Genomic DNA, 20,861 nt, shown 5'->3' with positions numbered 1-20,861 from the left:
TGTGCCTAAGCTGTAGGAATGGCTGACCCGGAGTCGGACACCTTCCCAGGGACCCCCACTGCACCCGTTATCACTGGCGTTAAGGTGCTTCCGGAACCCGGCATGAATGCCGCTTCTGCAGGACCCACAGCAGATCTCAGGGAATGCCAGGCCCTGCGGGTGGAGCACGAGCTCGCCCTGTGGGGCAACCTGGACCGCTGTCCCACCCTCCAGGAAGCTGCCGAGTTCTGGCAGGGCAACGAGTACGAGGAGCGGCAGCTCTTCCTGGCGAGGCTGAAGGGGGAGACCGTTGGCATGTGCTCGGTGGAACTGCCGCTCCGCGAGAACACCCACACCGCCGGCATCGACGTCCTGATTGCGCCCGTCCACCGGCGCCGGGGGCTGGGCAGGACGCTGCTGTTGCACGCCGAGTCGATAGCCCGGGAACGGGGCCGGACCTCCCTCTACGGATACCACGAGGTTCCGCTGGCCGCGGCGGACGGGAACCCCTTGCTCCCCGCAAAATCCGGTGCCGGGGGCCTGCCGGTCACCGAACCTGCAGTGGCCTTCGCCGCAGGTTCCGGCTACGAGCTGGAACAGGTGGAACGGTCCAGCCGGCTGGACCTTCCCGTTGCGCCGGAACTGCTGGACCGGCTGGAGTCGGAGGCAGCAGCGGGGGCAGGCGGCTACATCATCACGGGCTGGGACGACACCTGCCCCGAAGACCTGGTTCGGGCCTACGCGGTTCTCAAAGCCCGGATGAGCACGGACGTTCCCATTGCCGGGATGGACTGGGAGGGCGAGGACTGGGATGCAGCGAGGGTGCGGGAGGAGGAGCAAACGATGGCCCGCGGCGGCGTCCAGTCCGCGGTGACCGCCGCACTGCACAGCGCCACGGGGGAGCTGGTCGCCTACACGGTCCTCAACTGGCGGCCCGGTGTGCCGGCCTCCATTGCCCAGCAGGACACCCTGGTCACGGCCAAACACCGCGGCCGCCGCCTCGGCACGCTTATCAAGGTGGCGAATCTACGGCGTGCCCAGGGCAGATGGCCGTCGGCGCGTTCTGTGTTGACGTGGAACGCCAGTGAAAACCAACATATGCTGGCCATAAATATTGCCCTTGGATTCAGGCCGGCTGGTTATGAAGGTGAGTGGCAGAAACGGCTGGGATGATGCGCCTATGGCAAAAGACGTGAAGATCGAGCAGCTCTGGATCCCTGATTCACTCGAGGCGCCGGACGCTGCGGACTTCCTTGCCGCCGTCGAAGTGGGACGCAAAGTCCGCATGCAGACCTGGGGTAGCGACGACCTCGCCTACGGCCCCCTGGAAAAGCTGCTTGAGTTCGCGGATCCCTATGAGCGGCAGTTGATCCTGGTCGCCAAGGTCGACGGTGAGATCGTCGGCACCGTTGACATCGCCCTTCCCCTCACGGACAACCTGGACCTGGCGGAGTTCACCCTGGACATCCTGCCCGAGTTCCAGCGCCAGGGCGTCGGGAGGAAGCTGCTCCAGGCCGCCGAGCAGCTGGCCCGCAATGAAGGCCGCACCATGATCCTGGTGGACACCAACCATCCCGGGGCTTCCCTGCGCGAATTCGAACGTGCCCAGCTGGTCCCCGGATCGGGGCAGGGCTTCGTGCCGTTGGAGAGCCGCGAGGTGGAGTTCGCCCAACGCACCGGATACACCCTGCAGCACATTGAGCAGTTCAGTTCCTGCCTGCTGCCGCTGGACTCGAAGCTGGTGGCCGACCTGCAGGCCGAAGCGGAGGAAGCCAACAACGGCCGGTACCGGCTGCACCATTGGACGGACCGGTGCCCTGACCGCTGGCTGGAGGCCGTCGCCGTCCTGGAAAACCAGGCAGGCGCCGACGTCGACCCGTCGCTCCAGGTGCCGGTTGAGCAGGACATGGTGTTCGACGGCGCCATCCTCCGGGAGGCCGAAGACGTTGCCATTGCGCAGGGCCGGCGGACGGTGGTCACCGCCGTCGAGCATCTCGCCAGCGGGGCGCTGGTGGGCCTGACCACCATCACGGTGCTGGCCCACCGCGCTGACGTGGTTTTCCAGGACGATACCCTCGTCCTGCAGGAGCACCGCGGCAACAAGCTGGGACTCCTGATCAAGGTGGCGAACATGGAACGGCTGACGGAGCAGTTTCCGGATGCCCGGGTCATCTACACCTGGAATGCGCCGGAAAACCGATACCTCCTGACCGTCAACCAGCAATTGGGATTCCGGACCGCGGGCGTGACGGGAATCTGGCAGAAGGAGCTTCCGCACCTTCGCACCAGCAACAGCTGACTGCCGATTTGGCGGAGCGGCGGGACCTCCCTTAGACTGGGATGACCAAAGACCGTCGGTTGTTGGAAATCCACTCCCCTGAGCATGGCTCAACTCTGCAGTTCTGCGCGGGGGATAGAAGTGGTTTTCCGGACGAAGGACCCTCAACGCAGGGCGGCCGGCGCAGGTGAACGAAGCAAAGCTCCACGGTACAGCCGTGTTGAGCCAAGCCCCGTGCATCTGCGCGGGGCGTTTTTAGTTTTAGCTCTCTTGAGCGGGGACCGTCGAATACCGGCACTATCCCCGGAAGGAGGGTTATGGCAACGCCTACCAAGGTTTCAGCAGTAGCTGAGATCACTAACGATTTCAAGGAATCGAACGCCGCTGTCCTGACCGAATACCGTGGGCTCACCGTTGCACAGCTCAAGCAGCTGCGTGTTTCTCTCGGCCAGGACACCAAGTTCACGGTCGTCAAGAACACCCTGACCGCCATTGCAGCCAAGGAAGCCGGTGTCGAAGCATTCGACGGCCAGCTTGCCGGCCCCACTGCGATCGCGTTCATCAAGGGTGACGCAGTTGCCGCTGCCAAGAGCCTGACGGATTTTGCCAAGACCAACAAGCAGCTGGTCATCAAGACCGGTTACTTCGAGGGCAAGGCACTGAACGCCAGCGAGGTTGCCGCACTGGCAGCTCTCGAGTCCCGCGAGCTGCAGCTCGCCAAGGTTGCAGGCGTCCTCAAGGCCCCTGCTGCCGCCGCTGCACGCATCATTGACGCACTGCGCCTCAAGCTTGAAGAAGAGAACGGTGCACCGGCAGCTGCCGAGGCGCCCGCCGCTGAAGAAGCTCCCGCCGCAGAAGCAGAGGCTCCTGCAGCCGAAGCTCCCGCAGCTGAAGAGAACTAACTCTCTTTACCTCACAAGACTCCGGTGTGAAGCACGGCTGCGTGCCGCTGAACACCACAACAGGAAGGACGCCTACCATGGCGAAGCTCACCAACGAAGAGCTCATTGAAGCTTTCAAGGAACTGACCATCATCGAGCTCTCCGAGTTCGTCAAGCTCTTCGAAGAGACCTTCGAAGTTACCGCTGCTGCTGTTGCTGTTGCTGGCCCCGCCGGCGCTGCTGCTGAAGAGGTTGAAGAGAAGACCGACTTCGACGTCGTCCTCGAAGCTGCCGGCGACAAGAAGATCGCAGTGATCAAGGAAGTTCGCGCCATCACTTCCCTGGGCCTCAAGGAAGCCAAGGACCTGGTTGACAGCGCTCCCAAGGCTGTCCTCGAAGGTGCAACCAAGGAAGCTGCCGAGAAGGCCAAGGAGCAGCTCGAGGCTGCAGGCGCAACCGTTACCCTCAAGTAGTAACGCGCTTTTTCCTCAGGAAGCCCCGTCCACGTTTGTGGGCGGGGCTTCCTGCTTTAATGCGGTGCTTCCTGCTTTAAACGGGGTCGGAGATATCGGCTACAACAGCGTCCAGTGCTGCGGTCAGGGCGTCCGCGTCCACGAAGGCGCTGTAGCCGTGGGCGCCCGCACCCATCGAGATCCGGCGCCCGGTGATAGTGGCGTCCGCGTAGACCGGCCAGCTGGTGGAGCTGCCCAGCGGCGTAATGGTGCCTCGCTCGTACCCGGTCGCCTCCAGGGCCGTGTCCGCGGGCGGCAGCGACAGCTTGTTGACGCCCACCAGGGCCCGCAGTTTGGGCCAGGAGATCTGGCGGTCGCCGGGGATCAGCGCAAACAGGAAGGTACCGTCCTTGTGCTTGACCACCAGCGATTTGACGATGTCAGCGGGGCTGATTCCCAGAATGCCGGCTGCCTCTTCGAGGCTCCTGGCGGCCGGCCTTTCCACGATGTCCACCGCCAGCCCGCGGGCGGAGGCGTCGGCCAGGAACCGTCCGTGTCCGGCGCCGTCCGCCCCGTTCATGACCGGGCCGGCCATCAGTCGCGGTAGAGCAGGAGCGCTTCGCCCTGCCCGCCGCCGCCGCACAGCGACACGGCGGCTTTACCCGTTCCGCGGCGCTTCAGCTCATGCGCAGCATGGACGGCCAGCCGTGCGCCCGAGGCCCCGATGGGGTGGCCCAGGGCAATGGCGCCGCCGTGGATATTGCACTTCTCAAGCGGGTAGTCCAGGTCCTTGAGCGACTGGACGGCCACGGACCCGAAGGCTTCGTTGATCTCAATGAAGTCCAGGTCGGCTGTGGTCCAGCCTGCCCGTCCCAGGGCATTCCGGATGGCATTGGATGGCTGGGAGTGCAACGAGTTGTCCGGTCCGGCAACCTGCCCGGGTTTCCCGACGACGGCCAGGTATTCCAGGCCGTGTTCCTCGGCATAGCCGCGGGAGGCCAGCACCAGGGCTGCGGCCCCGTCCGACAGGGGAGAGGAGTTACCGGCGGTGATGGTCCCGTCGGTCACGAAAGCTGCGCGCAGCCCGGCGAGCGAATCCACGGAGGTGTTGGGTCGGACGCCCTCGTCAACGGAGACCACGAGCGGATCGCCCTTGCGCTGCTTGACGCTGACCGGAACGATTTCGTCGTCGAACGTTCCATTCTTGGCGGCCAGCGCGGCCCGCTGGTGGGACTGGGCGGCCACGTTGTCCTGCGATGTGCGGTCAATGCCCAGGGCAAGGTTGCGGGTCTCGGTGGACAAACCCATGGACTGCCCGTCGAAAGCGTCTGTCAGGCCATCATGCGCGGCAGCGTCCAGGGCCTGGATTGAACCGTAGGTCCAGCCCTGCCTCGAGCCGGGCAGCAGGTGCGGGGCCCGGGTCATGGATTCCTGGCCGCCGGCCACCACCACTGCCGCCTCGCCGCTACGGATCATCCGGGCGGCGTCGATCACCGCGGTCAGTCCTGACAGGCATACTTTGTTGATTGTCACGGCAGGGACGTCCCAGCCGATGCCGGCACCGATTGAACTTTGCCGGGCGGGGTTCTGGCCGGCACCTGCCTGCAGCACCTGGCCCATGATGACGGCTTCCACGTCGCCGGCATCCACGCCGCTGGCGTCCAGCGCGGCCTTGATGGCGCGGGAACCCAGTTCCACGGCGGTGAAGCTTGCCAGCTGCCCATTGATCCGGCCCTGCGGGGTGCGCGCTGCTGCGAGGATGACAACGTCAGTGTTGTCACGGGAGTTGCCCATGGTTATCTCTTCCGATCCGTTTTCCGGTGTAAGCCACCAAGGCTATCGTGACCCTGGTCACCTAAGTATTCAAACGCCCGGTACCGCATGGGCATTCCGTCCCTGGGCAGCGCGCTGCGGCCACAGTCCACTGCAGCTTCCGGGCGGGGGAGAGGTCCCCATCCCTTGAACGTGCGCGACGGCGGCGGCGTGCGTAGGGTGGACCGCGGACACTTGTGCAGGGGAAACAGTGGGTCCCTGCCCCGGGACGGTTGGAGCAGCAGCGTGAAGAAACTACTTGCCACAGCGGCAGCAGCGTCCCTCGCGGCGCTCACCGCCTGTTCCGTGTCGGTGCCCGACAACGACGCCGCCTCCGCGCCCCCATCCCAGCCGGAGCCAGGCCCCGCCCGTACCAGCGCCGCCGTCGGCGGCAGCGCCGGGACGCCGTCGTCGTCCCCTGCACAGGGCACCAAGGCAGCATGCGAGCTCTTCAACTCCCTCTTTGAACGCTACGCGGCCGTTCCTTCGGACGATTCCGAGGGCTATGAGGACGTCTACCTGCAGGCCGAAGAAGCGAAGGGCACGGTGTCCGGCGATCTTCGCGGCCTGTTCGCGTCGCTGAGCCTGCTGGCGATTGACCGCTCGGGTTCCGCCGGATCCGGCAGTGGGGCGGCGCAGGAGTCAGAGGACGCTGTCCGGGACGCCGTCTTCGCCAACGCCGGGACCTGCACGGACGCGGGGGTCACGCTGCGGCTGTAGTACCGAGGAGGCGCGAAAACCGGTGCTTGCATTCCGGCCGGACATGGGGTAGACACGTAGGCTGTTTTGCCGTATCGTAGATATTTGCGTCTTCCCTGTTTACCTTCAGCCTTCATATAGCGGTGGGCTTTGCCTGGCAGCTGACAATCAACGTGCCGTCAACCGCGTCACAGCATGGTCAGCGCGGGCCCCGGGTCATATAGCGGAACCGGATGGTAGCACTGCGGAGCATTCCGCAGGGTGCACAGCGGGGGAGATCTGAAAACGCCTGAAGGTCTGTGGAAGGATCCCTCTTGGTCGCCTCGAGCACCTCTAATAACGAAACCGCTAACACTGCCGACAGCACTGATGGTGCCACTCGCCGGCTCTCATTCGCAAAGATTCACGAACCTCTTGACGTTCCGAATCTGCTTGCCCTGCAGACGGACAGCTTTGACTGGCTGGTCGGCAACGAACGCTGGCAGGCACGCGTAGCGAAGGCTGTCGAAGAAAACGATCTCAGCGTCGCCACCACGTCCGGCCTGTCGGACATCTTCGAAGAGATCTCCCCGATCGAGGACTTCCAGGGCACCATGTCCCTGAGCTTCTCTGATCCGGAGTTCGCTGACCCCAAGTACACCATGGCCGAGTGCAAGGACCGGGACGCTACGTACTCCGCTCCGCTGTACGTCAAGGCCGAGTTCATGAACAACAACACGGGCGAAATCAAGCAGCAGACCGTGTTCATGGGCGACTTCCCGCTGATGACCGAGAAGGGCACCTTCGTGGTCAACGGCACCGAGCGTGTCGTCGTCTCCCAGCTGGTCCGCTCCCCGGGCGCCTACTTTGAGCGTGCCGCCGACAAGACCAGCGACAAGGACATCTTCACCGCGAAGATCATCCCGTCCCGCGGTGCCTGGTTCGAACTCGAAATCGACAAGCGCGACCAGGTCGGCGTCCGCCTCGACCGCAAGCGCAAGCAGTCCGTCACGGTCCTGCTGAAGGCCCTCGGCTGGACCGAAGGCCAGATTCTCGAAGAGTTCGGCCAGTACGACTCCATGCGCGCAACGCTGGAGAAGGACGCCACCGAGACGCGCGAAGACGCGTTGCTGGACATCTACCGGAAGCTGCGCCCGGGCGAGCCGCCCACCGTCGAGGCTGCCCAGTCCCTGCTGGACAACCTGTACTTCAACTCCAAGCGCTACGATCTGGCCAAGGTTGGCCGCTACAAGATCAACCGCAAGCTTGGCATCGACCGCTCCCTTGGCGACAAGGAAGCATCGGTCCTGCATGTTGAAGACATCGTTGCCATGATCAAGTTCCTCGTTGCGCTGCACGCCGGCGAGAAGACCATCAAGGGCACCCGTGACGGCCAGGAAGTGGACCTGCGCGTCGAAATCGACGACATCGACCACTTCGGCAACCGCCGGATCCGCGCCGTCGGCGAGCTCATCGAGAACCAGGTCCGCACCGGCCTGTCCCGCATGGAGCGCGTTGTCCGCGAGCGTATGACCACCCAGGACGTCGAGGCCATCACGCCGCAGACCCTGATCAACATCCGCCCCGTGGTTGCGGCCATCAAGGAGTTCTTCGGAACGTCCCAGCTGTCCCAGTTCATGGACCAGAACAACCCGCTCTCGGGTTTGACCCACAAGCGCCGCCTGTCGGCCCTTGGCCCGGGTGGTCTGTCCCGTGACCGCGCCGGCATGGAAGTCCGTGACGTGCACCCGTCCCACTACGGACGTATGTGCCCCATCGAAACCCCTGAAGGCCCGAACATTGGCCTGATCGGTTCGCTGGCATCCTACGGACGCATCAACCCGTTCGGCTTCATCGAGACGCCGTACCGCCTGGTCAAGAACGGCGTCGTTTCCGACGACGTCCAGTACCTGACGGCCGACGACGAGGCTGAGGTCCTGATCGCCCAGGCCAACGCGCCGCTGGACGAGAACAAGAAGTTCGCCGAAGAGACCGTCCTGGTCCGTGCCCGCGGTGGTGGAGGCGAGCCCGTCCTCGTTCCCGCCGAGGACGTCGAGTTCATGGACGTTTCCCCGCGCCAGATGGTGTCCGTGGCCACCGCCCTGATCCCGTTCCTGGAGCACGACGACGCAAACCGCGCACTCATGGGTGCCAACATGCAGCGCCAGGCCGTGCCGCTGGTCCGTTCCGAGGCCCCCTTCGTGGGCACCGGCATGGAGCGCGCCGCAGCCGTCGACGCCGGTGACGTTGTCATCGCCAAGAAGGCCGGTGTGGTCACCGAGGTTTCCGCCGAGCTCGTCATCATGCTCAACGACGACGGCACGGAGACCAACTACCGCATCAACAAGTTCGCCCGCTCCAACCAGGGCAACTGCTACAACCACCGTGTCCTGGTGAACGAAGGCCAGCGCCTGGAAGTTGGCGGCATCATCGCCGACGGCCCGGCAACGGACCAGGGCGAGCTCGCCCTCGGCAAGAACCTGCTCGTGGCATTCATGTCATGGGAAGGCCACAACTTCGAGGACGCCATCATCCTCTCGCAGCGCATCGTTGCCGAGGACGTTCTTTCCTCCATCCACATCGAGGAGCACGAGATCGATGCCCGCGACACCAAGCTTGGTGCCGAGGAAATCACCCGTGACATCCCCAACGTGTCCGAGGAAGTCCTGGCAGGCCTGGACGAGCGCGGCATCATCCACATCGGTGCCGAGGTTGAAGCAGGGGACATCCTGGTCGGAAAGGTCACCCCGAAGGGTGAAACCGAGCTGACCCCGGAAGAGCGCCTGCTGCGCGCCATCTTCGGCGAGAAGTCCCGCGAAGTCCGCGACACCTCACTGAAGGTTCCCCACGGCGAGTCCGGCACCGTCATCGGCGTGCGCGTCTTCGACCGCGACAACGATGACGAGCTGCCCCCGGGCGTGAACCAGCTGGTCCGCGTCTACGTCGCTGCCAAGCGCAAGATCACCGACGGCGACAAGCTCGCCGGCCGCCACGGCAACAAGGGTGTTATCTCCAAGATCCTCCCCGTTGAGGACATGCCCTTCCTTGCCGACGGCACCCCCGTTGATATTGTCCTGAACCCACTGGGTGTCCCGGGCCGTATGAACGTGGGCCAGGTGCTCGAAACGCACCTCGGCTGGGTTGCCAAGACCGGCTGGAAGATCGAAGGCGAGCCCGAATGGGTCAAGCAGCTGCCGAACCTGCCGCGCGAAAGTGGCCAGACCACTGTTGCAACGCCGGTGTTCGATGGTGCCCGCGAAGAGGAAATCACGGGCCTGCTGGACTCCACCAATGTGACCCGCGACGGCGAACGCCTGATCAACTCCTCCGGCAAGACCCGCCTGTTCGACGGCCGCTCCGGCGAGCCGTTCCCGGATCCGATCTCGGTCGGCTACATGTACATCCTGAAGCTCCACCACTTGGTGGACGACAAGATCCACGCCCGCTCCACCGGCCCGTACTCCATGATCACGCAGCAGCCGCTGGGTGGTAAGGCACAGTTCGGTGGCCAGCGCTTCGGTGAAATGGAAGTGTGGGCGCTCGAAGCCTATGGCGCCGCCTACACGCTCCAGGAACTCCTCACCATCAAGTCTGATGACATCCATGGCCGCGTGAAGGTCTACGAAGCCATCGTCAAGGGCGAGAACATCCCGGAGCCGGGTGTTCCCGAGTCCTTCAAGGTCTTGATCAAGGAAATGCAGTCGCTGTGCCTGAACGTGGAAGTTCTTTCCACGGACGGAACCACAATTGAAATGCGTGACTCTGATGACGCAGTCTTCACGGCTGCGGAAGAACTGGGCATCGATCTGTCTCGTGCAGAGCCCAGTTCCGTAGAAGAGGTCTAGAAGGAGGTTTACCGGGAGAGGCAAGCGGCCCCGCCGCGCTGTCCTTTCCCGGTAGCCCCTTCCCTCATCCCGCACCCAAGACTTCAGAATTTAGAGAACAAGAGAGAACAGGGACCATATGTCCAGCGAATCCTCCTTCGGCCTCATGCAGATCGGCCTCGCCACCGCGGAAGACATCCGTGGCTGGTCTTACGGCGAGGTTAAGAAGCCGGAAACCATCAACTACCGCACACTCAAGCCCGAGAAGGACGGACTCTTCTGCGAGAAGATCTTCGGCCCGTCCCGGGACTGGGAATGCTACTGCGGCAAGTACAAGCGCGTGCGCTTCAAGGGCATCATCTGTGAGCGTTGTGGCGTCGAAGTCACCCGTGCAAAGGTCCGCCGCGAACGCATGGGCCACATCGAGCTGGCCGCACCCGTCACGCACATCTGGTACTTCAAGGGTGTTCCCTCCCGCCTGGGCTACCTCCTCGACCTGGCACCGAAGGACCTCGAAAAGGTCATCTACTTCGCTGCCTACATGATCACCAGCGTTGACGAAGCCGCCCGCCACGAGGAACTGCCCAACCTGCAGGTTGAGCACGACATCGAGAAGAAGCAGCTGATCGACAACCGCGACTCCGACATCGCGGCGATAGCCCGCGACCTCGAAGGCGAGATTGCCCGCCTCGAGGGCGAAGGCGCCAAGGCTGCCGACAAGAAGAAGGCACGCGACTCCGCCGACCGCCAGATGGCCAACGTGCGCAAGCGCGCCGATGCCGACATCGAGCGCCTCGAGCAGGTCTGGGACCGCTTCAAGAACCTGAAGGTCGCCGACCTCGAAGGTGACGAAGGACTGTACCGCGAGCTGCGCGACCGCTACGGCATGTACTTCGAAGGCTCCATGGGTGCCGAAGCCATCAAGAAGCGCCTTGAAAGCTTCGACATGCAGGCCGAGTCCGACCTGCTGCGCGACATCATTGCCAACGGCAAGGGCCAGCGCAAGACCCGCGCCCTCAAGCGCCTCAAGGTGGTCAACGCGTTCCTGACCACCAACAACAGCCCGCTTGGCATGGTCCTCGACGCCGTCCCGGTGATCCCGCCGGAACTGCGCCCCATGGTCCAGCTGGACGGTGGCCGCTTCGCGACCTCCGACCTCAACGACCTGTACCGCCGCGTGATCAACCGCAACAACCGCCTCAAGCGCCTGCTTGACCTGGGTGCTCCGGAGATCATCGTCAACAACGAGAAGCGCATGCTTCAGGAAGCTGTTGACAGCCTCTTCGACAACGGCCGCCGCGGCCGTCCGGTCACCGGACCGGGCAACCGTCCGCTGAAGTCCCTGAGCGACATGCTCAAGGGCAAGCAGGGCCGTTTCCGCCAGAACCTCCTCGGCAAGCGCGTCGACTACTCCGGCCGTTCGGTCATCGTCGTCGGCCCGCAGCTGAAGCTGCACCAGTGCGGCCTGCCCAAGCAGATGGCCCTGGAGCTCTTCAAGCCGTTCGTGATGAAGCGCCTGGTTGACCTCAACCATGCCCAGAACATCAAGTCGGCCAAGCGCATGGTCGAGCGCTACCGTCCGCAGGTCTGGGACGTGCTGGAAGAGATCATCACCGAACACCCGGTGCTGCTCAACCGTGCACCTACCCTGCACCGCCTCGGTATCCAGGCGTTCGAGCCTCAGCTTGTTGAAGGCAAGGCCATCCAGCTCCACCCGCTGGTTTGTGGCGCCTTCAACGCTGACTTCGACGGCGACCAGATGGCAGTCCACCTGCCGCTGAGCCCCGAGGCCCAGGCTGAAGCCCGCATCCTGATGCTGTCCTCCAACAACATCCTGAAGCCCTCTGACGGACGTCCGGTCACCCTGCCCTCGCAGGATATGATCATCGGCCTCTACCACCTGACCACCAAGCGCAAGGGTTCGGCTGGCGAAGGCCGCATCTTCGGTTCTGTGTCGGAAGCCATCATGGCGTTCGATGCCCGCGAGCTGCACCTGAACTCGCAGGTCAAGATCCGCCTCGAAGGCTTCGTTCCGTACGCAGGCTGGGAAGCTCCGGAAGGCTGGGAGCAGGGCCAGCCCGCACTCGTCCAGACCTCCCTGGGCCAGGTTCTCTTCAACGAGACCCTGCCTGAGGACTACCCCTGGGTTGAAGCCGTTGCCGACAAGGGCGAACTGTCCCGCATCGTCAACGACCTCGCCGAGCGCTACCCGAAGGTGGTCACCGCGGCAACGCTGGACAACCTGAAGGATGCCGGTTTCTACTGGGCCACCCGTTCAGGCGTCACCGTTGCTATCTCGGACATCGAGGTGCCGGCCGCCAAGCCGGAGATCCTCGCCGGCTACGAGGAGCGCGCCGCCAAGATCCAGGGCCAGTACGACAAGGGCCTGATCGACGACGACGAGCGCCGCCAGGAACTGATCGAGATCTGGAACAAGGCAACCAACGAGATCGCCCAGGCAATGCGCGACAGCCTGTCACCGATGAACACCATCAACCGCATGGTGTCCTCCGGTGCACGTGGTAACTGGATGCAGGTCCGCCAGATCGCGGGTATCCGTGGCCTGGTGGCCAACCCGAAGGGTGAAATTATTCCCCGTCCCATCAAGTCCTCCTACCGCGAGGGCCTGTCGGTTCTGGAATACTTCATCGCCACGCACGGTGCCCGTAAGGGCCTGGCTGACACCGCACTGCGTACCGCCAACTCGGGTTACCTGACCCGCCGCCTGGTGGACGTCTCCCAGGATGTCATCGTCCGCGAAGAGGACTGCGGCACCGAGCGTGGCCTGGTCACGCCCATCGCCGTCGCCGACTCCAACGGTGAGCTGGTCCTGGACGAGAACGTCGAGAACAGTGCCTACGCACGTACGCTCGCCGTCGACGTCGTGGACTCCGAGGGCAAGGTCCTCGCAGCCGCCGGCACCGACTGCGGTGACGTGGTGATCGATGAGCTGTTCAAGGCAGGCATCACCGAGGTCAAGGTCCGCTCCGTACTCACTTGTGAGTCCAGCGTTGGAACCTGCGCACTGTGCTACGGCCGTTCACTGGCCACCGGCAAGACCGTGGACATCGGCGAGGCCGTCGGCATCATCGCCGCACAGTCCATCGGTGAGCCCGGTACCCAGCTGACCATGCGTACGTTCCACACCGGTGGTGCCGTCTCCGCCAGCGGTGGCGACGACATCACCCAGGGTCTGCCCCGTATCCAGGAGCTCTTCGAAGCCCGTACTCCGAAGGGTGTCGCACCGATTGCTGAAGCAGCCGGCCGCATCACCATCGAAGAGTCCGAGCGCCAGATGCGCCTGGTCATCACTCCCGATGACGGAACCGAAGAGATCGCCTACCCGGTGCTGCGCCGTTCACGCCTGCTGATCGAGGATGGCGACCACGTCACCGTCGGCCAGAAGCTGATCAACGGCCCGGTGGATCCCAAGCAGGTCCTGCGCATCATGGGTCCGCGTGCGGCACAGAAGTTCCTGGTGGACGAAGTCCAGGGCGTGTACCGCAGCCAGGGCATCGGTATCCACGACAAGCACGTCGAGGTTATCGTCCGCCAGATGCTGCGCCGCGTCACGGTCATCGAGTCCGGTGAATCGGACCTGCTGCCCGGCGAGCTCGCCGAGCGCAGCCGTTTCGAGGATGCCAACCGCCGCGTTGTGTCCGAGGGCAAGACTCCGGCTTCCGGACGTCCCGAGCTCATGGGCATCACCAAGGCGTCCCTGGCAACCGAGTCCTGGCTGTCCGCAGCTTCCTTCCAGGAGACCACCCGCGTCCTGACGCAGGCGGCCATGGAAGGCAAGAGCGACCCGCTGCTCGGCCTCAAGGAGAACGTCATCATCGGTAAGCTGATCCCGGCCGGCACGGGCCTCCCGCGCTACACCGAGGTCACCGTCGAGCCCACTGAGGAAGCAAAGGCCAACCTGTTCACCGGCCCCAGCGCGTTCAGTGACTTCTCGTACGACACCCTGGGTGGGGATGGAGCTCCCGAGTTCCACGCCATCCCGCTGGATGACTACGACCTGGGCAACGACTTCCGCTAAAGGCAGTTGCAGCCATGGGATGGTCCTTCACCGCAAGGTGGGGGACCATCCCCGTTTAAGCCGCCGATTAAGGCGTGGAGCCCGTCCATGCTAGACTTGTTACCAATTGTTATTGTGGCAGTGGATGAGTGCGCCGGTACCAGCCTTAGGGCTGAACCAGAGCGACGTTTCCGGTTTGCAGGGTTCTTGTGCAACGTATGCCACATTTTTGCATGCCTAGGGACCGTTGAAGACGCAAGTCAGGTCATTCCCTGCGTATGCGATCCGACTATTAAGGCTTCGCCTTCGCCGCCTTGGAGATCTTCTTCAAGGCCCAGGCGGCGGGGCAACGCAAAGGAGAGTGGCCGGAAGCGGCCACTCCGGATAAAACGGAGAACACGAGAGTGCCTACGATTAACCAGTTGGTCCGCAAGGGCCGCACGCCTAAGGTCTCAAAGACCAAGGCTCCCGCGCTTAAGGGCAGCCCCATGCGCCGCGGTGTTTGCACCCGCGTCTACACCACCACCCCGAAGAAGCCGAACTCGGCTCTGCGTAAGGTGGCACGTGTACGCCTCAACGGCGGCGTGGAAGTAACCGCCTACATCCCCGGTGTTGGCCACAACCTGCAGGAGCACTCCATTGTGCTCGTCCGCGGTGGTCGTGTGAAGGACCTTCCGGGTGTCCGCTACAAGATCGTCCGTGGCGCCCTCGATACCCAGGGTGTCAAGAACCGTAAGCAGGCACGCAGCCGCTACGGCGCAAAGATGGAGAAGAAGTAATATGCCTCGCAAGGGTCCGGCCCCCAAGCGGCCGCTCGTACTAGATCCCGTTTACGGCTCCCCGCTGGTCACCCAGCTCATCAACAAGGTGCTCGTTGACGGCAAGAAGTCCACGGCAGAGCGCATCGTCTACGGTGCCCTCGAAGGCGCCCGCGCCAAGTCCGGCGGCGACCCCGTAGCAGCCCTCAAGAAGGCCATGGACAACGTCAAGCCTTCCCTCGAGGTCCGCTCACGCCGCGTCGGTGGCGCCACCTACCAGGTTCCGGTTGAGGTCAAGCCGGGCCGCTCCACCGCCCTCGCACTGCGCTGGCTGGTTGGCTACTCAAAGGCCCGCCGCGAGAAGACGATGACCGAGCGCCTCCAGAACGAAATCCTGGATGCATCCAACGGTCTCGGTGCCGCTGTGAAGCGTCGCGAAGACACCCACAAGATGGCCGAGTCCAACAAGGCCTTCGCACACTACCGCTGGTAATACTCCCGGGCGCCGCCGGCTCAACCGAGCCGGCGGCGAACGCGTAGTCAATCCCAAAAGGAGACCCCGTGGCACAGGACGTGCTTACCGACCTTAGTAAGGTCCGCAACATCGGCATCATGGCCCACATTGATGCCGGCAAGACCACCACCACCGAGCGCATCCTGTTCTACACGGGTGTGAACCACAAGATCGGCGAAACGCACGACGGCGCTTCGACCACTGACTGGATGGAACAGGAAAAGGAACGCGGCATCACCATCACGTCTGCCGCCGTGACCTGCTTCTGGGAAAACAACCAGATCAACATCATCGACACCCCCGGCCACGTTGACTTCACCGTGGAGGTTGAGCGCTCCCTGCGCGTCCTCGACGGTGCCGTCGCCGTCTTCGATGGCAAGGAAGGCGTTGAGCCTCAGTCCGAGACCGTCTGGCGCCAGGCTGACAAGTACAACGTCCCGCGTATCTGCTTCGTCAACAAGATGGACAAGCTGGGCGCTGACTTCTACTTCACCGTAGACACCATCATCAGCCGCCTGGGCGCCAAGCCGCTCGTCATGCAGCTGCCGATCGGTGCCGAGAACGACTTCATCGGCGTCGTGGACCTGCTCTACATGCGTGCCCTCGTATGGCCCGGCGACGCCAAGGGCGACGTGACCATGGGTGCCAAGTACGAGATCCGCGAGATCCCGGCTGACCTCCAGGAAAAGGCCGAGGAGTACCGCGCAACGCTCGTTGAGACCGTTGCAGAGTCCTCCGAGGAACTCATGGAGAAGTACCTCGAAGGCGAAGAGATCTCGATCGACGAGCTCAAGGCCGGCATCCGCAAGATGACGATCAACTCCGAGCTCTACCCGATCTTCTGCGGCTCCGCGTTCAAGAACCGTGGCGTTCAGCCGATGCTCGATGCAGTCGTCGACTACCTGCCGAACCCGCTCGACGTCCCCCCGATGGTCGGCCACGATCCTCGCGACGAAGAGAAGGAACTGACCCGCAAGCCGTCCTCCGAAGAGCCGTTCTCCGCACTGGCCTTCAAGATTGCTGCGCACCCGTTCTTCGGCCAGCTCACCTTCATCCGCGTGTACTCCGGTCACGTGGAAGCAGGCGCCCAGGTGGTCAACTCCACCAAGGGCAAGAAGGAGCGCATCGGCAAGCTGTTCCAGATGCACGCCAACAAGGAAATGCCTGTTGAAGGCGCTACCGCCGGCCACATCTACGCAGCCATCGGTCTGAAGGACACCACCACGGGCGACACCCTGTGCGACTCCGCCAACCAGATCGTCCTCGAGTCCATGAGCTTCCCGGAGCCCGTGATCTCTGTTGCCATCGAGCCGAACACCAAGGGTGACCAGGAGAAGCTCTCCACCGCCATCCAGAAGCTCTCCGCTGAGGACCCCACCTTCCAGGTGTCCCTCAACGAAGACACCGGCCAGACCATCATCGCCGGCATGGGCGAGCTCCACCTGGACATCCTGGTGGACCGCATGCGCCGCGAATTCAAGGTCGAAGCAAACGTGGGCAAGCCCCAGGTTGCTTACCGCGAAACCATCAAGCGCGCCGTCGAACGCCACGACTACACGCACAAGAAGCAGACCGGTGGTTCGGGCCAGTTCGCAAAGATCCAGATTGCGATCGAGCCGCTGGACACGGCCGATGGCGAGCTGTACGAGTTCGAGAACAAGGTCACCGGTGGCCGCGTTCCCCGCGAGTACATCCCTTCGGTTGACGCTGGTATCCAGGATGCGCTGAACGACGGCGTCCTGGCCGGTTACCCGGTTGTCGGCATCAAGGCGACGCTGGTTGACGGCGCCTACCACGATGTTGACTCCTCGGAAATGGCGTTCAAGATCGCCGGCCGTATGGCTTTCAAGGAAGCCGCACGCAAGGCGAACCCGGTTCTGCTCGAACCGCTGATGGATGTCGAGGTCCGCACCCCTGAGGAATACATGGGTGAAGTTATCGGTGACCTCAACTCCCGCCGTGGCCAGATGCAGTCCATGGAAGATGCACAGGGCGTCAAGGTCATCCGTGCGCACGTTCCGCTGTCCGGCATGTTCGGCTACATCGGCGACCTGCGCTCCAAGACCCAGGGCCGCGCTGTGTACTCCATGACGTTCAACAGCTACGCCGAGGTCCCGAAGGCAGTTGCCGACGAGATCATCCAGAAGACCCGCGGCGAATAGTCCCCGGACTTTCGCAGCGAACAACCTCGGGTGCGCTTTTCGATCCAGGAAAGCACAGCCGGTGCAGGTGGCCGGGGCCGGTCGGATTCGTCCGGCCAAGCCGGTTCCGGCCATCTGCACGAACAGGCTCGAGGGACTAGTATTAGTTCCTGAATCTGCAATTTCACCAATCCAAAGCCCCCCAAGTAGACTTACCTGAGTTTCCGCCGCGACAAGCGCGGCTGAAGGGTATGTCATTTGAAAACGTTCTAGGAGGAACCTGTGGCAAAGGCAAAGTTCGAGCGGACTAAGCCGCACGTTAACATCGGCACCATTGGTCACGTTGACCACGGTAAGACGACGTTGACGGCCGCCATTTCCAAGGTGCTGTACGACAAGTACCCGGATCTCAACGAGAAGCGCGACTTCGCGTCGATCGACTCTGCTCCCGAAGAGCGTCAGCGTGGCATTACCATCAACATCTCCCACGTGGAGTACCAGACCGAAAAGCGCCACTACGCACACGTAGACGCCCCGGGTCACGCTGACTACATCAAGAACATGATCACCGGTGCTGCCCAGATGGACGGCGCTATCCTCGTGGTCGCCGCTACTGACGGCCCCATGGCTCAGACCCGCGAGCACGTTCTGCTCGCCCGCCAGGTTGGTGTTCCCTACCTGCTGGTCGCGCTGAACAAGGCCGACATGGTTGACGATGAGGAACTGCTGGACCTCGTTGAAATGGAAGTTCGTGAGCTCCTGAGCTCGCAGGGCTTCGATGGTGACGAAGCACCCGTGGTTCGCGTTTCCGGCCTCAAGGCCCTGGAAGGCGACCCCGAGTGGGTCAAGTCCGTTGAGGACCTGATGGCCGCTGTTGACGAGTCCGTTCCGGACCCCGTACGCGACCGCGACAAGCCGTTCCTGATGCCGATCGAGGATGTCTTCACCATCACCGGCCGTGGCACCGTTGTTACGGGCCGCGCCGAGCGTGGAACCCTCGCCATCAACTCCGAGGTCGAGATCGTCGGCATCCGCCCGGTCCAGAAGACCACGGTTACCGGTATCGAGATGTTCCACAAGCAGCTCGACGAAGCATGGGCCGGCGAGAACTGTGGCCTCCTGCTCCGCGGTCTGAAGCGCGACGATGTCGAGCGTGGCCAGGTTGTCGTCAAGCCGGGTTCCATCACCCCGCACACCGACTTCGAGGCCAACGTCTACATCCTCTCCAAGGACGAAGGCGGACGTCACAACCCGTTCTACTCCAACTACCGCCCGCAGTTCTACTTCCGTACCACGGACGTAACCGGCGTTATCACCCTGCCCGAGGGCACGGAAATGGTTATGCCTGGCGACAACACTGAGATGACCGTTGCGCTCATCCAGCCGATCGCAATGGAAGAGGGCCTCGGCTTCGCAATCCGCGAAGGCGGCCGCACCGTTGGTTCAGGACGCGTTACCAAGATCATCAAGTAATTATTGGTGAACTGAAGAACAGCCCCGCTGCTACTGCAGCGGGGCTGTTCTTTTTGGTTAACGCGTCCCTGATACTGTTGCTGGACCGAAAGGAGTTCATCATGGGCTGGCTTATTTTCCTGATCATCGCAGTTGCCGTCGTCGCCGGCGTGTTCTGGGCCAAGAAGCACTTCCGCAACGAAATCGACCGCGCCAAGCGGATCAACCGGGCAAACAAGAACCTTTAGCCGCTACCGCGGCAGGCAGGGACACCTCGGCTACGCGCCCTTGGCTTTCCGTGCCCGGCTGAGTGCCTGGTACCAGTAGAAGGACTTTTTTGGGGTTCTTTCCTGCGTCTCAAAGTCGACATGGACCAACCCGAATCTTTGGGAGTAGCCTGCCGCCCATTCGAAGTTGTCCATCAGGGTCCACACATAGTAGCCGCGCAGGTCCACGCCGGCGGCGATCCCGCCGGGGGCTGTTGCGTCGAGGGCAGCGCCCAGGTGCGTCGCCAGGTACGTTACCCGTTCCTCGTCCGCCAAAGTCCCCGAGACGGTGTCCGGTTCCGGGAAGCTGGCACCGCCCTCGGTGATGTATACCGGGGGGAGGGCATCGCCGTAGCGGTCGTGAAGTTCCTTCAGCAGGACGCCCAGATGGTCCGGGGCCACCGGCCACCCGAACCCGGTGCTGCTGTATTCCGGATAGCCCACCTCATGGAACGGCAGCCTTGCCACCGCCTTATGCACGTCCGCGGGAATGGACGCCGACCCCTTGCCGAGCGCCACCTTCACCGGGAAGTAGTAGTTGAGGCCGTAGAAGTCCAGGGGCTGGTGGATGGTGCGCAGGTCGGCGTCGGAGATTTTCCCGATGGATCGAAGCCATGGTTTGGCGTACAGGGGGAGCGAAGGGTAGCGGCCCAGGAGCACTGGATCCGCGTAGATCCTGTTCATGAGCAGGTCGTAGAGGTGCGCCACCAGCCGGTCGCCGATCTTTCGGCTTGCCGGCCGGACGGGGGCATGGAGGTTGGTGACGCCGATGCCGCCTGACACCCCGGCAGCGCGCAGGGCCTGCGCACCCAGCCCGTGGGCCAACAACTGGTGGTGGATGGAGGGGAGGGCGTCGAACATCAGCGCATGGCCGGGGGCGTGGACGCCGAGGGCATAGCCGTTCAGGGTCACGGATACCGGTTCATTCAGCGTGACCCACTGCGCCACGCGGTCCCCGAAACGCTCGCCCGCCGCACTGGCGTAGTCCCCAAAGCGTTCGGCGGTCTCGCGGTTCAGCCAGCCGCCGCGGTGTTCCAGCGGCAGCGGCGTGTCCCAATGGTAGAGAGTGGCCATGGGGGAGACTCCGGCAGCGAGGAGCTGATCGAGCAGCCGGTCGTAAAAGTCCAGGCCCTCCTTGTTGAACGCGCCCCGCCCGTCGGGCTGGATCCGCGGCCAGGACAGCGAAAACCGGTAGGAGTCCACGCCAAGGTCCTGGAGCAGCGCAACGTCTTCCGGCAACCTGTTGTAGTGGTCGCACGCCACGGCGGGGGAGTGACCGTCCATGATGGCTCCGGGCTTCTCGGCGAAGGCGTCCCAGCCAGAGGGGCCGCGGCCGCCGTCGGTCAGTGCCCCCTCAATCTGGAAGGCCGCTGCCGCAACCCCCAGGGTGAACGACGGCGGCATGCGGTTCGCCAGTTGGGTCGCCGATTCAGTGCTTTCCAGAGTCATTCCCCTATCATCCATTCGGAAATGTCCGTGGGCAATGGTCCTGCTAGGGGCACCGGGCAGGACGCTCCTGACGGGACCGATTCGCTTCTGGCCATAAATTCCGGCATACTAGATGAGTTGTTCAAGCGCTTCTTCGTGTCCCGATCCGGATAATGCCGGGTGTCAGGGTCCAAGTGGAAGACCAAACATAACCCACTCCCCATGGATAGCGGATTTGTATGCGTGAAAAGCGCGACACGCCCGACCGCGGGGGTCGGTTGCGCCGGCAAGGTGAGGAACCCGGATTCATCCGGATTCAGTTTGTGCGGCGGGTGGTAGTTACGACTTCAAATGCTTCGGCAGCCATACAACGAGAAATG

The 20,861-nt window shown here is 63.4% G+C and carries 15 protein-coding genes; 12 read left to right on the top strand and 3 right to left on the bottom strand.

Going from position 1 to position 20,861, the window contains the following annotated elements; genetic code table 11:
• Window positions 1–102: 102 nt before the first annotated feature.
• The 4 genes from HTS88_RS06925 (at window position 103) to rplL (ending at window position 3,611) form a co-directional block, all read left to right on the top strand.
• On the top strand, window positions 103–1,152 hold the full coding sequence (locus HTS88_RS06925) for a GNAT family N-acetyltransferase (protein ID WP_246256052.1): 1,050 nt from the start codon (window positions 103–105) through the stop codon (window positions 1,150–1,152).
• 7 nt (window positions 1,153–1,159) lie between these two features.
• The gene (locus HTS88_RS06920) at window positions 1,160–2,278 is read left to right on the top strand and encodes a GNAT family N-acetyltransferase (protein WP_174176749.1); all 1,119 of its coding nucleotides are present in this window, start codon (window positions 1,160–1,162) and stop codon (window positions 2,276–2,278) included.
• A gap of 296 nt (window positions 2,279–2,574) precedes the next feature.
• The gene (rplJ, locus tag HTS88_RS06915) at window positions 2,575–3,159 is read left to right on the top strand and encodes a 50S ribosomal protein L10 (protein ID WP_104184342.1); all 585 of its coding nucleotides are present in this window, start codon (window positions 2,575–2,577) and stop codon (window positions 3,157–3,159) included.
• Between the two features lie 77 nt (window positions 3,160–3,236).
• Window positions 3,237–3,611, top strand: coding sequence for a 50S ribosomal protein L7/L12 (gene rplL, locus HTS88_RS06910; RefSeq protein WP_066277893.1), 375 nt, complete (start codon window positions 3,237–3,239; stop codon window positions 3,609–3,611).
• Between the two features lie 76 nt (window positions 3,612–3,687).
• Here rplL and HTS88_RS06905 read toward each other — a convergent pair whose 3' ends face one another.
• Both HTS88_RS06905 and HTS88_RS06900 read right to left on the bottom strand, forming a co-directional pair.
• Complete coding sequence (locus tag HTS88_RS06905) at window positions 3,688–4,185, bottom strand: aminoacyl-tRNA deacylase (RefSeq protein WP_174176747.1); 498 nt, start codon at window positions 4,183–4,185, stop codon at window positions 3,688–3,690.
• Window positions 4,185–5,384, bottom strand: coding sequence for an acetyl-CoA C-acetyltransferase (locus HTS88_RS06900; protein WP_174176745.1), 1,200 nt, complete (start codon window positions 5,382–5,384; stop codon window positions 4,185–4,187). Before HTS88_RS06900 ends, HTS88_RS06905 begins: the two co-directional genes overlap by 1 nt.
• 264 nt (window positions 5,385–5,648) lie before the next feature.
• On the opposite strand from HTS88_RS06900, the gene HTS88_RS06895 reads away from it, so the two are divergent.
• The 8 genes from HTS88_RS06895 to HTS88_RS22350 all read left to right on the top strand — a co-directional run bounded on the left by HTS88_RS06895 (window position 5,649) and on the right by HTS88_RS22350 (window position 19,035).
• The gene (locus HTS88_RS06895; protein ID WP_174176743.1) at window positions 5,649–6,122 is read left to right on the top strand and encodes a hypothetical protein; all 474 of its coding nucleotides are present in this window, start codon (window positions 5,649–5,651) and stop codon (window positions 6,120–6,122) included.
• A gap of 293 nt (window positions 6,123–6,415) precedes the next feature.
• Window positions 6,416–9,925 carry a DNA-directed RNA polymerase subunit beta gene (gene rpoB, locus HTS88_RS06890; protein WP_079596667.1) on the top strand — a complete coding sequence of 1,170 codons (3,510 nt, stop codon included), beginning with the start codon at window positions 6,416–6,418 and terminating at the stop codon, window positions 9,923–9,925.
• 118 nt (window positions 9,926–10,043) lie between these two features.
• Window positions 10,044–13,943, top strand: coding sequence for a DNA-directed RNA polymerase subunit beta' (locus HTS88_RS06885; protein WP_174176741.1), 3,900 nt, complete (start codon window positions 10,044–10,046; stop codon window positions 13,941–13,943).
• A gap of 383 nt (window positions 13,944–14,326) precedes the next feature.
• Window positions 14,327–14,701 carry a 30S ribosomal protein S12 gene (rpsL, locus tag HTS88_RS06880; protein ID WP_009358312.1) on the top strand — a complete coding sequence of 125 codons (375 nt, stop codon included), beginning with the start codon at window positions 14,327–14,329 and terminating at the stop codon, window positions 14,699–14,701.
• A gap of 1 nt (window position 14,702) precedes the next feature.
• Window positions 14,703–15,173, top strand: a complete 471-nt coding sequence (rpsG, locus tag HTS88_RS06875) for a 30S ribosomal protein S7 (protein WP_026531948.1) — start codon at window positions 14,703–14,705, stop codon at window positions 15,171–15,173.
• A 68-nt stretch (window positions 15,174–15,241) separates the two neighbouring features.
• Window positions 15,242–17,356: an elongation factor G gene (gene fusA, locus HTS88_RS06870; RefSeq protein WP_174176738.1), complete on the top strand. Its 2,115-nt coding sequence runs from the start codon at window positions 15,242–15,244 to the stop codon at window positions 17,354–17,356.
• A gap of 261 nt (window positions 17,357–17,617) precedes the next feature.
• Entirely contained in the window at window positions 17,618–18,808 is a 1,191-nt protein-coding gene (gene tuf, locus HTS88_RS06865; protein WP_056334246.1) for an elongation factor Tu, read from the top strand.
• A gap of 101 nt (window positions 18,809–18,909) precedes the next feature.
• Window positions 18,910–19,035 carry a protein BatD gene (locus HTS88_RS22350; RefSeq protein ID WP_146072886.1) on the top strand — a complete coding sequence of 42 codons (126 nt, stop codon included), beginning with the start codon at window positions 18,910–18,912 and terminating at the stop codon, window positions 19,033–19,035.
• Window positions 19,036–19,065: 30 nt separating this feature from the next.
• Here the strand turns inward: HTS88_RS22350 and HTS88_RS06860 are convergent, their stop codons facing one another.
• Window positions 19,066–20,502, bottom strand: coding sequence for a GH1 family beta-glucosidase (locus HTS88_RS06860; RefSeq protein WP_174176736.1), 1,437 nt, complete (start codon window positions 20,500–20,502; stop codon window positions 19,066–19,068).
• Between the last annotated feature and the right edge of the window lie 359 nt (window positions 20,503–20,861).

This window comes from Pseudarthrobacter oxydans, from assembly GCF_013314975.1.
Taxonomy (GTDB): domain Bacteria; phylum Actinomycetota; class Actinomycetes; order Actinomycetales; family Micrococcaceae; genus Arthrobacter; species Arthrobacter oxydans.
This window is presented reverse-complemented; position numbering and strand designations above follow the sequence as displayed.